At 72.6% G+C, this 13,204-nt stretch carries 12 protein-coding genes; 10 read left to right on the forward strand and 2 right to left on the reverse strand.

The annotated features are described in order from the left end of the window. Window positions 1-22: 22 nt before the first annotated feature. Window positions 23-1,591, forward strand: coding sequence for a methionine--tRNA ligase (gene metG, locus M3190_RS06810; RefSeq protein ID WP_251579973.1), 1,569 nt, complete (start codon window positions 23-25; stop codon window positions 1,589-1,591). Then, the gene (locus tag M3190_RS06815; protein WP_251579975.1) at window positions 1,588-2,472 is read left to right on the forward strand and encodes a TatD family hydrolase; all 885 of its coding nucleotides are present in this window, start codon (window positions 1,588-1,590) and stop codon (window positions 2,470-2,472) included. Before metG ends, M3190_RS06815 begins: the two co-directional genes overlap by 4 nt. Here the strand turns inward: M3190_RS06815 and M3190_RS06820 are convergent. Further along, window positions 2,451-3,464 carry a LacI family DNA-binding transcriptional regulator gene (locus M3190_RS06820; protein ID WP_251579977.1) on the reverse strand — a complete coding sequence of 338 codons (1,014 nt, stop codon included), beginning with the start codon at window positions 3,462-3,464 and terminating at the stop codon, window positions 2,451-2,453. The genes M3190_RS06815 and M3190_RS06820 overlap by 22 nt on opposite strands. After that, window positions 3,461-4,732 (reverse strand): glutamyl-tRNA reductase, encoded by a 1,272-nt coding sequence (locus tag M3190_RS06825; RefSeq protein ID WP_251579979.1) that lies wholly within the window; start codon window positions 4,730-4,732, stop codon window positions 3,461-3,463. The genes M3190_RS06820 and M3190_RS06825 overlap by 4 nt, the downstream gene beginning before the upstream one ends. A gap of 59 nt (window positions 4,733-4,791) precedes the next feature. On the opposite strand from M3190_RS06825, the gene hemE reads away from it, so the two are divergent. From hemE to hemL, 8 genes are read left to right on the forward strand one after another with little or no spacing between them, the layout of a single operon-like run. After that, a complete protein-coding gene (gene hemE, locus M3190_RS06830) occupies window positions 4,792-5,913 on the forward strand; it encodes a uroporphyrinogen decarboxylase (RefSeq protein WP_308222246.1) in 1,122 nt (373 codons plus the stop codon). Next, window positions 5,910-7,298, forward strand: coding sequence for a protoporphyrinogen/coproporphyrinogen oxidase (locus tag M3190_RS06835; RefSeq protein WP_251579983.1), 1,389 nt, complete (start codon window positions 5,910-5,912; stop codon window positions 7,296-7,298). Before hemE ends, M3190_RS06835 begins: the two co-directional genes overlap by 4 nt. Continuing rightward, window positions 7,288-7,971 (forward strand): hydrogen peroxide-dependent heme synthase, encoded by a 684-nt coding sequence (gene hemQ / locus M3190_RS06840; protein ID WP_251579985.1) that lies wholly within the window; start codon window positions 7,288-7,290, stop codon window positions 7,969-7,971. Before M3190_RS06835 ends, hemQ begins: the two co-directional genes overlap by 11 nt. Continuing rightward, window positions 7,968-9,206, forward strand: coding sequence for a ferrochelatase (locus tag M3190_RS06845; RefSeq protein ID WP_251579987.1), 1,239 nt, complete (start codon window positions 7,968-7,970; stop codon window positions 9,204-9,206). The genes hemQ and M3190_RS06845 overlap by 4 nt, the downstream gene beginning before the upstream one ends. Beyond that, window positions 9,203-10,120, forward strand: coding sequence for a hydroxymethylbilane synthase (hemC, locus tag M3190_RS06850; RefSeq protein WP_251580001.1), 918 nt, complete (start codon window positions 9,203-9,205; stop codon window positions 10,118-10,120). Before M3190_RS06845 ends, hemC begins: the two co-directional genes overlap by 4 nt. Beyond that, on the forward strand, window positions 10,117-10,890 hold the full coding sequence (locus M3190_RS06855; protein ID WP_251580003.1) for a uroporphyrinogen-III synthase: 774 nt from the start codon (window positions 10,117-10,119) through the stop codon (window positions 10,888-10,890). Before hemC ends, M3190_RS06855 begins: the two co-directional genes overlap by 4 nt. Next, window positions 10,887-11,882, forward strand: coding sequence for a porphobilinogen synthase (hemB, locus tag M3190_RS06860; RefSeq protein ID WP_251580005.1), 996 nt, complete (start codon window positions 10,887-10,889; stop codon window positions 11,880-11,882). The genes M3190_RS06855 and hemB overlap by 4 nt, the downstream gene beginning before the upstream one ends. Further along, entirely contained in the window at window positions 11,879-13,183 is a 1,305-nt protein-coding gene (gene hemL / locus M3190_RS06865; protein WP_251580007.1) for a glutamate-1-semialdehyde 2,1-aminomutase, read from the forward strand. Before hemB ends, hemL begins: the two co-directional genes overlap by 4 nt. Window positions 13,184-13,204 lie beyond the last annotated feature (21 nt).

Raw genomic sequence — 13,204 nt, forward strand, 5'->3', positions numbered from 1 at the left:
CCGTCGCCCGTAGAATCTCCTGGTGACTTCCGGCGGCTCCTTCTACATCACCACCCCCATCTACTACCCGAGCGATCTGCCCCACATCGGGCACGGGTACACCTCGGTGGCGGTGGACACGCTCGCGCGCTGGCACCGGCAGGCAGGCGATGACACCTGGATGCTGACCGGCACCGACGAGCACGGGCAGAAGATGCTCCGCGCCGCGACCGCGAACGGCGTCACCCCGCAGGAGTGGGTCGACAAGCTCGTCGAGGAGAGCTGGTTCCCGCTGCTCACGACGCTCGACGTCGCCAACGACGACTTCATCCGCACGACGCAGCCCCGCCACGAGGAGCGCGTCAAGAAGTTCGTCCAGGCGCTCTACGACAGCGGCTACATCTACGCCGGTGAGTACGAGGCGCTGTACTGCGTGGGCTGTGAGGAGTTCAAGCCCGAGGCCGAGATCGTCGACGGCACCGGTCCGTTCGAAGGACTGAAGGTCTGCGCCATCCACTCCAAGCCCCTCGAACTGCTGCAGGAGAAGAACTACTTCTTCAAGCTCAGCGAGTTCCAGGATCGGCTGCTCGAGCTCTACAAGACCCAGCCCGACTTCGTGCGCCCGGACTCGGCGCGCAACGAGGTCGTCTCGTTCGTGCGATCCGGCCTCAAAGACCTGTCGATCTCGCGTTCCGCGTTCGACTGGGGCATCCGCGTGCCGTGGGACGAGTCGCACGTCATCTACGTCTGGGTGGACGCGCTGCTGAACTACGCGACCGCGGTCGGCTACGGCGACGACCCGGCGGAGTTCGAGCGGCGCTGGCCTGCTTACCACGTCGTCGGCAAGGACATCCTCCGCTTCCACGCCGTCATCTGGCCCGCGATGCTCATGGCTGCCGGTCTCGAGGTGCCGAAGGGGATCTTCGCCCACGGCTGGCTGCTCGTCGGCGGCGAGAAGATGTCCAAGTCGAAGCTCACCGGCATCGCGCCGACCGAGATCACGGATGTCTTCGGCTCCGATGCCTACCGGTTCTACTTCCTCTCGGCGATCGCGTTCGGACAGGACGGGTCGTTCTCGTGGGAGGACCTGTCGGCGCGTTACCAGGCCGAGCTCGCGAACGGTTTCGGCAACCTCGCGTCGCGCACCATCGCCATGATCGGACGCTACTTCGACGGTGTCGTCCCCACCCCGGGCGACGCCACGGACCTCGACCTCCGCGTGCAGTCGACGGTGGCGGATGCCGCGGCCGCGGCCGACGCTGCGATGACCGCGTTCCGCCCCGATGAGGCGATCGCCGCGATCTGGAGGATCGTCGACGAGCTCAACGGCTACATCACCGAGAACGAGCCGTGGGCGCTGGCGAAGGACGACGCGAACCGCGGTCGCCTCTCGACGGTGCTGTACACGGCGGCGGAGGGTCTGCGCGCGCTGGCCGTGCTGCTCTCGCCCGTCATGCCGAAGTCCACCGCGACGCTGTGGGACGCCCTCGGCGCTCCGGGCGAGCTCACGGCGCAGCCGCTGCGTGACGCGGGCGCCTGGGGTCAGCTGCCGGCCGGCACCCGCGTGGGGGCGCTCGCGCCACTGTTCCCGCGTGTCGAGCAGACGGCATGACGACCGATCCCAGCACCTACGTCCGTCAGCGGGAGCAGTCGGCCCGCGACGTCCGCTGGCCGGAAGCGCCCGATCCGCTCCCCGTCGCCGTCTACGACAACCACGCTCACCTCGAGATCGAGGACGGCGACGAGCCGCAGGGCCTCGACGACCAGCTCGCTCGCGCGGCCGAGGTCGGTGTGGTCGGCGTGGTGCAGGCCGGCGGCGACATCGAGTCGTCCCGGTGGTCGGCGTGGGCCGCGGCATCCCATCCGGCGGTGCTCGCCGCCGTCGCCATCCATCCGAACGAGGCCCCCGCCTACCACGCCGCCGGTCGGCTGGACGAGGCGATCTCGGTCATCGACGAGCTGGCGGCGCAGCCGCGGGTGCGCGCGGTGGGGGAGACCGGGCTCGACTTCTTCCGCACCGAGGACGAGGGCATCCCGGCTCAGATGCTGAGCTTCGAGGCGCACATCGACATCGCCAAGCGTCACGGGATCGCGATGCAGATCCACGATCGTGACGCGCATGCGGCGGTCCTCGAGACCCTGGACCGCGTCCGAGCCCCGGAGCGGACCGTCTTCCACTGCTTCTCGGGCGATGCCGACATGGCGCGGTACTGCGCCGACCGAGGCTACTGGCTGAGCTTCGCCGGGAACGTGACCTTCAAGAACGCCCAGAACCTGCGGGACGCCCTCGCCGTGACCCCGCGCGAGCGGATCCTCGTGGAGACGGACGCGCCCTTCCTCACACCGACTCCGCACCGGGGGCGCCCCAACGCCCCGTACCTCGTGCCGGTCACCGTGCGGTTCATGGCTGATGAGCTCGGCATCCCCCTCGAGGAACTCTGCGCACAGCTCGCGCAGAACACCCTCGAGGTCTACGGCGCCTTCACGGACTGAGCGAGCGCGGCCGGCACCGGCGGACGCGTCGTCGACCCCGGTACGAGCTCCCACGGCAGGTCCACGACCCGCGGGCCGTCGTCGAGGAGCGCGGCCGGGAGCGTGTCGAACATCGCCTCCGCCGCGAGGTCCGGCCGGATGCAGACGTGCGTCACGCCCAGGCGGCGGTTGACGGCGCAGTCGGTGGAGCAGAGGGCGACGAGCTGGACGTCGCGGGGGATGACGAGCCGCATCTCCTCGAGCTGCAGATAGACGTCCGGCCCGTCCTCCGCGCCGGCGAAGATCGCGTCCGCGCCGTCGGCGAGGACATCGGTGATGAGGCGGGGGAGGGTGCGCCGCGAGGCGTCGACCGCGCGCACGAGAGGCTCGCGGCCGCGCACGGAGCTCCAGATCTCGTACGCGGCCCGCCCGATCTCGTCGCGGGGAGCGCCGCCGTCCTCCGTCAGGAACGCGATCCGTCGAGCGCCCGCGCGTGCGAGCTCGTCGAGTCCCGCGCGGACCGCGGCGTCGTAGCCGGTGCGGATGCTGAGACCCCGGGAGCCGTCGACGAACTGATCGTCCGCGACGATCGGGATGCCGCGGGCGATGGCGGCGAGCAGCAGCTCGCGGTTGCCGCGGGCGTCGGGGACGTAGAGGGCGTCGAGGGTCGTGCCCGCGAGGAGGTCGGGGTTCGAGTCCGGCAGCACCGTGACGGTGAACCCGTGCGCCGCGGAGGCGCGGACGAGGGAGGTCAGCTTGCGCACGCGCCGGAGTTCCCCCCGCCGATCGCCGTCGGGATCGTCGCCCATGACGAAGCCGACCGTCATGGTGCGACCGCTGCGCAGCGCCGTCGCATGCCGATTGGGGACGTACCCGAGTTCCGCGGCGATCGCTTTGATGCGTTCGCGCGTCTCGGGACGCATGCTGCCGCGATCGTTGAGCGCCTGACTGATGGCCGCCGTCGACACGCCGGCGGCGCGCGCGATGTCCTTCAGAGTGACGCTCGGAGTCACGGCTGCTCGCCCTCGTCCGGTGAACCGCCGTGGCGCGGCTCGGGCAGCACGGTGCGTATCGCCTCGGCCCACTCCGGCCCCGATCCCGACGAGGCCAGCGTGTGGCCGCGAGCGATCAGCTGGTGCAGCAGGACTCCGGAGAAGTGCCGCAACGCGGTCTCGACCTCGGCCGAGTCGCCGCGCCGTCGTGCGCGGGTGAGTTCCTCATCGAGCACGGTGTGCACGAAGCCCCGGAGGTCGACGACCGACGGAGACACCTCGTGCACACGTCGCGCCGCAGCGTGCCGCTTCGCGGCGGCCTCGACGATCTCGCGCGCCTGCCCGACGGTCTCGGCCTCGTCGACAGGGGCGTGCAGTCGGATGGTCTCGAGGTCGAGCAGTTCGACGCCGGGGAGCAGGGCCACCTCAGGGTCGACGTTGCGGGGCAGGCCGAGGTCGATGACGACCTGGGCGCGAGCGCTGCCCGCACGGGCGGTCGCGTGCGAGAACGCGTCGAGGGCGAAGGTGTCGGTCGTGGCCGTGCAGGTCACCACGACGTCGGCGGCAGCGGCCTCGGCGGCGTAGTCCGCCACACTCACGTGCACGAGGTGCTCGCGGTTCGCGAACTTCTGGCGGCCCGAGCGGGAGTGCACGCGGATGTCGGCGGCCCCCACAGCCCGCAGCGCCGCCAGGGCAGCGGCCGCGTAACGGCCCGTTCCGACGAGGAGCACACGGGACGTTGCCCAATCGACGCGGGGGCTGACGAGATCGACGGCGAGGCGTACGAGGGAGCGGCCGGACTCGCCGAGCCGCGTCGTGTTCTTCACGGCGCGCGAGGTCTCCGTCGCGCGCTGGAACAGGTGCTCGAGGGGCGCCGTGGTCAGTCCCCGTCCGCGCGCGGCCTCGAGGGCGCGACGGACCTGCCCCGCGATCTCGTCCTCGCCGACGGCCACGGAGTCCAGGCCCGACGCGACGGTGAACAGGTGATGGGCGACCTGGTTGCCGTGGGCGAAGTCGACGTTCTCGCGCAGCGACCGGTAGTCCATGTCGGCGGCGCCGGCGATCTCCTCCATGGCGGCATCCATGGCGGGGACGGGGGAGGCGAGGTCGGGCTCCTCGGCGAGGTCGAAGTACGCCTCGAAGCGGTTGCAGGTCGCCAGGACCACCGCGCCCCGGATCGAATCGTGGACCGCGGACAGACGCTCGGCCAGGTCGTCGCCGACCGTCGACAGCCGCTCGAGGGAATCGAACGGCGTGGAGCGCTGATGCGCGGTCAGGCAGACGAGCACGGTGCGGAGAACCCCCTTGGATCGCGACTAGTATATCGATTAACCGATTCGAGGAGCTCATCATTCCCGGCATCAGCCACCCCCTCATCGCCGCGCGCACCCGCGAGTCCCGTCTTGTCCGCGCGTTGCTGGGCGACCGCCCCCGGACGACGCCGGTCTGGTTCATGCGGCAGGCGGGCCGGTCCCTGCCCGAGTACCGCGCGCTCCGCTCGCAGGGCTCGATGATCGACGCCTGCCTCGACCCGGCCCTCGCGAGCGAGATCACGATGCAGCCGGTGCGCCGGCACGGCGTCGACGCCGCCATCTTCTTCAGCGACATCATCGTGCCGCTGGCTCTCATCGGCATCGACGTGGAGATCGTCGCCGGTCGCGGCCCCGTCTTCTCGCAACCGCTGCGCACCCCCGCCGACATCGCCCGGGCCGTCGCGATCGACCCGGCGCTCGTCGTCGAGCGTGGCGGTGTCATCGCGGATGCCGTCGGTCGCACGACGGCGATGCTCGCCGAGCTGTCCGAGGAGCGCGGTGAGCCGCTGCCCCTCATCGGCTTCGCCGGCGCGCCCTTCACGCTCGCGGCCTACCTCGTCGAGGGGGGTCCCTCGAAGGATCACCTCGCCGCGCGGCGCCTCATCCACGAGGACGCCGCCGCGTGGGAGGACCTGACGATGTGGCTCGCCGAGGTCACCGGGCGCTTCCTCGCTCTGCAGATCGAGGCCGGTGCCAGCGCGGGGCAACTGTTCGACTCGTGGGCGGGCGGACTGCACCCGGACGACTACCGCGCGTCGGTGCTCCCGGCATCCGTCGCCGCGCTGCAGCATGCCCGCTCGCTGCCGCTGCCAGAGGGAGTCGATCGTCTGCCGCTCGTGCACTTCGGCGTCGGGACGGGTGAGATCCTCGCCGACATGGCGACGCCCGACATCGACGCGCTCGGCGTCGACTACCGCGTGCCCCTCGACGAGGCGCGCCGCCGCATCGATCGCGATCTGACGATCCAGGGCAACCTCGACCCGGCGCTGCTGTTCGCCCCCGAGCCGGTGCGGACCGCGGGTGTGCACCGCGTGCTGGAGTCGGGACTCGCTGCCCGTGCGCATGTCTTCAACCTCGGGCACGGTGTGCCCATGGAAGCGGACCCCGACGCGATCTCGGCGGTGGTCCGGACGGTCCACGACTGGCGCGCACCGTGACCGGTTCCCCTGCCGTGCACGACGTCGTCATCGTCGGAGGCGGCGTCGCCGCGCTGACCGCGGCGTGGGAGCTGGCCGGCGCCGGGCGGGACGTGGTCGTGCTCGAGGCGGGGGATGCCGTCGGAGGGATGCTGCGCCGCGGCACCGTCGCCGGGGTCGCCGTGGACCTCGGGGCCGAGTCCTTCGCCACCCGCACGACCGGGGTCGCCGACCTCGTGGCCGACGCGCGCCTCGCCGTGCAGCTCGTCGAGCCCCGCCCCGGCGGGGCGCACGTCGCGTTCCGCCGGCGGATGGGACGCGTCGGACGGGCGCCGCTCCCGCGGCGGGCCCTCATCGGGATGCCGGCGGATGCCGCCGCGGCCGATGTCGTCCGTGTGCTCGGCCGCGCCGGTGCGCGCCGGGCGGCGCGGGAACGCGATCTCCCCGTCGATCCGGCGGTCTTCGAGGGTGTCGAGCCGAGCCTCGCGGAGCTCGCGACGGCACGGTTCGGCGCCGCCGTCACGGCTCGCCTCGTCGAGCCCCTGTGCGCGAGCGTGTACTCGCAGCGCGCCGATGCGGTGACCCTCTCGGCTCTTCATCCGGCCCTGTGGGGGCGTTTCCAGGAGCTCGGCTCGCTGACGGCGGCCGTCGACGCCCTCGCGACGCACGCGCGTGCCGGCTCCGCCGTCCGCGGCGTGGAGGGGGGGCTCTGGCGTCTGGCGGCGGAACTGGAGATGGCAGCGCTGCGCGCCGGCGCCGTCATCCGCACCGGAGCGACCGTCCGCGAGATCCGCACGACGAGCGCCGGCGCGGACGTCGTCCTCGACGGCGAGACGCTCGTCGCCCGCGAGGTCGTGGTCGCGACGGGACCTGCATCCGCGTCGCGTCTGCTCGGCGTCGCGGCGCCCGTGGCCGCACCCGTGCGTCTCGTCGTCGCCGAGATCGCCTCGGCGGCGTTCGACCGCCACCCGGTCGGGTCCGGCGTCATCGCCGCCCCGGACGTGCCCTCGGCCGCCAAAGCGCTCACCCACGTCGACGCCAAGTGGGAGTGGGCCGCCGCGGCGCTGCCGGCGGGTGCGCACGCCATCCGGCTGTCCGCACGGGACGCCGCCGCCGGCGGCCTCGAGACGCCCGCCGAGATCGCCGCCGCCGTCCGCACGCTGACCGGTGTCGGTGTCAACCCCGCTGACGTCCGGGAGATCGCGCCGGTGTCATGGTCGGACGCCGTCGTCACCCCCGAGGTGAAGGTCGCCGCTGCGGCCGCGGCCGCGACCCGCGGCATCCGGCTCCTCGGTGCGGTCGCCTCGGGGACCGGTCTCGCCTCCGTCATCCCTCACGCTCGCGCCGTCGCGGCGGAACTGCTGTCCCACCCCACCCCCTCCGAAGGAGTACGTCATGTCCGCTGACGATCTGTCAGCCCCCGGCCTCGGCTACACGCTCTTCTCGATCCTGGCCGGCCCCCGCCCGCGCGTCGCCGCATCGAGCGCCGACCTCGACGCACTGCGCACGGCCGTCGACGCGCTGCCCGCCTCCGAGGTGACCCTCCGCGGGTTCTACGACGTCACCGGGATGCGAGCCGAGGCGGACGTGATGGTGTGGCTCCACGGAGAGGACCCGGCAGCTCTCCAGAAGGCGCTGCGCGGCCTCCGCCGCACCCCCGTGCTCGCGGCCTTCACGAACGTGTGGAGCGCGATGGGCGTGCACCGCGAGGCCGAGTTCAACAAGCGTCACGTCCCCGGGTACCTGCGCGGCGAGCACGCCCGCGGGTGGCTCTGCCTCTACCCCTTCGTCCGCAGCTACGAGTGGTACCTGCTGCCCGAGGAGGAGCGCTCCCGCATGCTCGCCGAGCACGGCCGCAAGGGCGCCGCCTTCCGCGACGTCGTCGCCAACACCGTCTCGACGTTCGGCCTCAGCGATTACGAGTGGCTCCTCCCGCTCGAGAGCGACGACCCGATCAGCCTCGTCGACATGATGCGTGAGCTGCGTGCCACCGACGCGCGTCGTCACGTGCGCGAGGAGGTTCCGTTCTACACGGGACGGCGCGTGGAGATCGACGAGCTGGCGGAGGTGCTGTCGTGAGCGCCCAGAACATCGGGTCCCAGGGCGCGGGGTTCCGCCCGAAGCCACCCCGCGCATCGGGGGTGGTCGTGGCCGACGGCTGCGTCATCCCGAACGCGACGGAGGGGACCTGCGCGGGAGAGCCGCACGCCACCACGCCGGTGGCCTACGACGGCATCCTCCTGCTCGGATTCGGCGGCCCCGAGGGACAAGACGACGTCATCCCGTTCCTGCGCAACGTCACCGCCGGCCGCGGCATCCCCGACGAGCGTCTCGAGGAGGTCGCCCACCACTACCGCCACTTCGGCGGGGTGTCTCCCATCAACGAGCACAACCGCGAGCTCAAAGCCGCCTTGGACGCCGAGCTCGCCTCGCGCGGACTCGACCTGCCGGTCTACTGGGGCAATCGCAACTGGATGCCGTACGTCACCGACGCGATCGACTCCGCCGTCGCCGACGGCCGGCGCACGCTCCTCGCGATCGCCACGAGCGCGTACAGCTCGTACTCGTCGTGCCGCCAGTACCGCGAGGATCTCGCGGACGCCGTCGAGGCCACCGGCCACCAGACGGACGTGCAGATCGACAAGGTCCGCCAGTTCTTCGACCACCCCGGGTTCGTCGCGCCGTTCGTCGACGGCATCCGTGCGGCGATCGCCGAACTCGCCGAGCGCGGTGTCACCGACCTCGCGAACGACGTCGAGATCCTGTTCTCGACGCACTCGATCCCGACCTCCGACGCCGACCGCTCCGGCCCGCCGGAGCGAGGCTTCGGACCCGGCGGGGCGTACGTCGCCCAGCACCTCGCGGTCGGTGAGGAGATCATCTCGCGGCTCGCTTTCCCGGGCGCCTGGCAGCTGGTCTTCCAGAGCCGCTCCGGCCCGCCGCAGGTGCCCTGGCTCGAGCCCGACATCAACGACGCGATGCAGGAGCTGCCGGGTCGGGGACGCAAGGCCGTCCTCATCGTGCCGCTCGGGTTCGTGAGCGACCACATGGAGGTCATGTGGGACCTCGACACCGAGGCGATGGAGACCGCGGAGGAGCTGGGGCTCATCGCCGTCCGCACCGCGACCCCCAGCACGCACCCGGACTACGTCGCGGGTCTGGTCGACCTCGTCGAGGAGCGCCTGAACGGCACCCCCGCCGCCGAGCGCCCCGCCGTCACCGACCTCGGCCCCTGGTACGACGTGTGCCGCCCCGGATGCTGCGAGAACAAGCGTCTCGGCTTCCAGCCGGCACTCTCGGGGGTGGCACCGTGACCTCGGCGCTCCGCTTGGGCACCCGGGCGAGCCTGCTGGCGACGACCCAGTCGCAGCACGTGGCGGATGCTGTGGCGGCGGCATCCGGTCGGAGCGTGGAACTCGTGCCGATCACGAGCGAGGGCGACGTCCTCACCGGCCCGCTCGCGCAGATGGGCGGCACGGGCGTGTTCGCGACGGCGCTGCGGGATGCCCTCCTACGCGGCGAGTGCGACTTCCTCGTGCACTCGATGAAGGACCTGCCGACCGCGCCGTACCCCGGCATCGTCGTCGGCGCCGTCCCGGAGCGGGCCTCGCAGCGCGACGTCCTGCACTCACGCGACGGGCTCGCCCTCGACGCGCTGCCCGCGGGATCCCGCGTCGGCACCGGCTCACCGCGCCGCGTCGCCCAAGTGCGGGCGCGCCGCCCCGACCTGGTGGTCGAGGGCATCCGCGGCAACGTGGACAGCCGGCTGCGGAAGGTCGCCGAGGGGCAGTACGACGCCATCATCCTCGCCGAGGCGGGCCTCCGGCGCATCGGCCGCGACGCCGCCATCACCGAGGTGCTCGACTGGCCGACCTCGGCCGCGCAGGGCGCGCTCGCCGTCGAGGTCCGTGACGGCGACACCGCCGTCGCCGAGGCGGTCGCGCTCATCGAGGACGCCCGGACCGCCCACGCCGCGCATCTGGAGCGCGCCGTGCTGCGACGCCTCGAGGCCGGGTGCGCCGCACCGGTCGCCATCGACGCCGTCCACCACGGCGACGTGGTGACCCTGGTCGCGCACGTCTACGCCGAGGACGGTACGCGGTCGGTCACGGCCGAGCGTCGCCTCGACCCGCACGTCGACCTCGACGCCGCCGCCGCCGACGTCGTCGCCGAACTCCTCGAGGGCGGTGCCGCCGACCTCGCCGATCTGGCGGGCACCTCCCGATGACCGGGGGAGGCCTGCGCGGCGCCCACGTCCTCGTGCCGCGCGGCGGTGGGTGGGGCGACCGGGTCGCCGCCGACCTGCGCGCCCGTGGTGCCCAGCCGGTCGTCGCTCCCCTCATCTCCTCGGCCCCGCCCCGCGACACCGCGGCGCGTGATCGGGCGTTCGCGGCCCTGTCGGACGGAACCTACGCCTGGCTGTTCGTCACGAGCGCGGCGAGCGTCGATCAGCTGCGACAGCACGGGGTCCGCATCCCGGAGACGACCCGGATCGCCGCCGTGGGTCGCGCCACGGCGCGCGCCGTCGCCGAGGCCGGTTGGGAGGTGGACTTCGTGCCCGCCGGACCGTCGTCGGCCGCGGCGCTCGCTGCGCAGTGGTGCGCGGACCGGACGCCCGCGTCGACCGGCCGTTCCCTCGTCGTGCGCAGCGACCTCGCCCAAGCGGTCGTCAGTGACGAGCTCGAGGTGCGCGGCTTCGCCGTCGACGTCTGCATCGCCTACCGGACCGTCGGCGTGGACCTCGAGCCCGAGGTCGCGGGCGGTCTCCGCTCCGGCGCGATCGACGTCGTGCTGCTGACCTCGCTCAGTGTGGGCCGGGAGCTGCGCCGCCAGGTGGGGCGCTTGCCGGCATCCACACTCGTCGCCTCCATCGGACCGGGGACGACGCGCGATGCGGCCGTTCTCGGATTCACCGTCGCCCACACCGCACAGACCCAGAGCATCGACGCGTTGATCGCCGAGCTCGACGCCCATCTCCCCGTCAAGGAGTCGTCATGACCTCGTTCCCCACCCGTCGCCTGCGCCGTCTGCGCGGCACGCCGGCTCTGCGCCGCCTCGCGGCCGAACACCACCTGGTGCCCTCGCAGCTCGTGCTCCCGGTCTTCGTCAAGGAGGGCATCACCGAGGCCCAGCCGATCGCCAGCATGCCCGGGGTCTCGCAGCATCCGCTCGACGCGATCGCCGACGTCGTCGATGAGGCCGCGGCCGCGGGGATCGGCGGGATCATGCTGTTCGGCGTCCCCGCCGTGCGCGACGCGGTCGGCAGCGGCGCTACGGACCCGGAGGGCATCCTCAACCGCGCGATCGCCGTCGCGGCGCGCGCCGCGGCCGGGCGGCTGACGGTGCAGGCCGACCTGTGCCTCGACGAGTTCACCGACCACGGCCACTGCGGTCTGCTGGCCGCCGACGGCTCGGTCGACAACGACGCGACGCTCGAGGTGTACGCCGAGATGGGTGTCGCGCAGGCTCGCGCCGGCGCCGACGTGCTCGGCCTGTCGGGGATGATGGACGGCCAGGTCGCCGCGGTCCGCGCGGGACTGGATGCCGCAGGGTTCGCGCACGTGGCGATCCTCGCCTACTCCGCGAAGTACGCCTCCGCGTTCTACGGCCCGTTCCGCGACGCCGTCGAGTCGACCCTCCAGGGCGACCGTCGGACCTACCAGATGGACCCCGCCAACGCCCGCGAGGGCGTGGAGGAGGCACTCGTCGACATCGCCGAGGGCGCCGACGTCGTCATGGTCAAGCCCGCCATGCCGTACCTCGACGTGCTCACCCGTGTCTCGGACCGCTCGAGCGTGCCCGTGTGGGCCTATCAGGTCTCGGGGGAGTACGCGATGATCGAGCACGCCGCCGCCGCCGGCCTCATCGACCGCGAGCGCGCGATCGGCGAGAGCCTCGTCGGCATCCGCCGTGCCGGTGCCGACGTCATCCTCACCTACTGGGCCGTCGAGGTCGCGCACTGGCTGCGCGCCGGGAAGGAACCCGCATGAGCCGCAACCAGGAGCTGTTCGACCGCGCCCGCGGAGTCATCCCCGGCGGCGTCGACTCGCCCGTCCGCGCCTACGGTTCCGTCGGCGGCACGCCGCGGTTCATGGTGTCGGCGCAGGGCGCCTACGTGACCGATGCCGACGGCCGCGACTACGTCGACCTCGTCGCCAGCTGGGGCCCCGCCCTCCTGGGCCACTCGCACCCGGCCGTGATCGAGGCTGTCGTGCAGGCGGCGCAGCGCGGGCTCTCGTTCGGCGCGCCCACATCCGCCGAGACCGAGCTGGCCGAGGAGATCCGCGCGCGCGTCCCCGCCGCCGAGAAGATCCGTCTCGTCTCCACCGGCACCGAGGCGACCATGACGGCGATCCGTCTCGCGCGTGCCGCGACCGGTCGCGACCTGCTCGTCAAGTTCGCCGGGCACTACCACGGTCACTCCGACGGGCTCCTCGCGCAGGCCGGTTCGGGTCTCGCGACCCTCGCGCTGCCGGGGTCGGCGGGGGTCCCCGCACCGATCGCCGCACAGACCCTCGTCATCGGCTACAACGACCGGGCCGCGGTCGAGGAGGTCTTCCGCGCGCACGAAGGACGGATCGCCGCCATCATCACCGAGGCCGCGGGCGCCAACATGGGCGTCGTGCCCCCGGCACCCGGCTTCACGGCCTTCCTGTCCGAGATCGCGCACCGGAACGGCGCCCTCCTCATCAGCGACGAGGTGCTCACGGGCTTCCGCTCGTCGCGCTCGGGCTACGCGGGTGTGCTCGAGGCCGCGGGGGAGCATGTCGTCCCCGACCTCATCGCCTTCGGCAAGGTCATCGGCGGGGGTCTCCCCGTCGCCGCCGTCGCCGGGCGCGCCGACATCATGGACCTCCTCGCGCCGACCGGTCCCGTCTACCAGGCGGGCACGCTGTCGGGGAACCCCGTCGCCGTCGCAGCGGGTCTTGCAACCCTGACACACGCCGACGACGCGGTCTACCGCACGCTCGATTCCGTCGCGCGCATCGTCGCGGACGCGGCATCCGCCGCTCTGACGGATGCCGGTGTCCCGCACGTCGTGCAGTGGGCGGGAACCCTCTTCAGCATCTTCTTCGGCGAGTCCGTCGTGAACGGCGTGCCCGATTACGCGACCGCGACCTCCCAGGATGCGGATGCGTACGGGCGGTTCTTCCACGCGATGCTCGAGGGCGGCGTCTCGATGCCGCCGTCCGCGTTCGAGGCGTGGTTCGTCACGGCCGCGCACGACGCCGCCGCCATCGGCCGCATCGTCGACGCCCTGCCCGCGGCGGCGCGGGCGGCCGCCGGCTGAGGAGGCGTGCGGCTAGGGTGA

The sequence above is a fragment of the Microbacterium oleivorans genome, from assembly GCF_023715745.1.
Taxonomy (GTDB): Bacteria; Actinomycetota; Actinomycetes; order Actinomycetales; family Microbacteriaceae; genus Microbacterium; species Microbacterium oleivorans_D.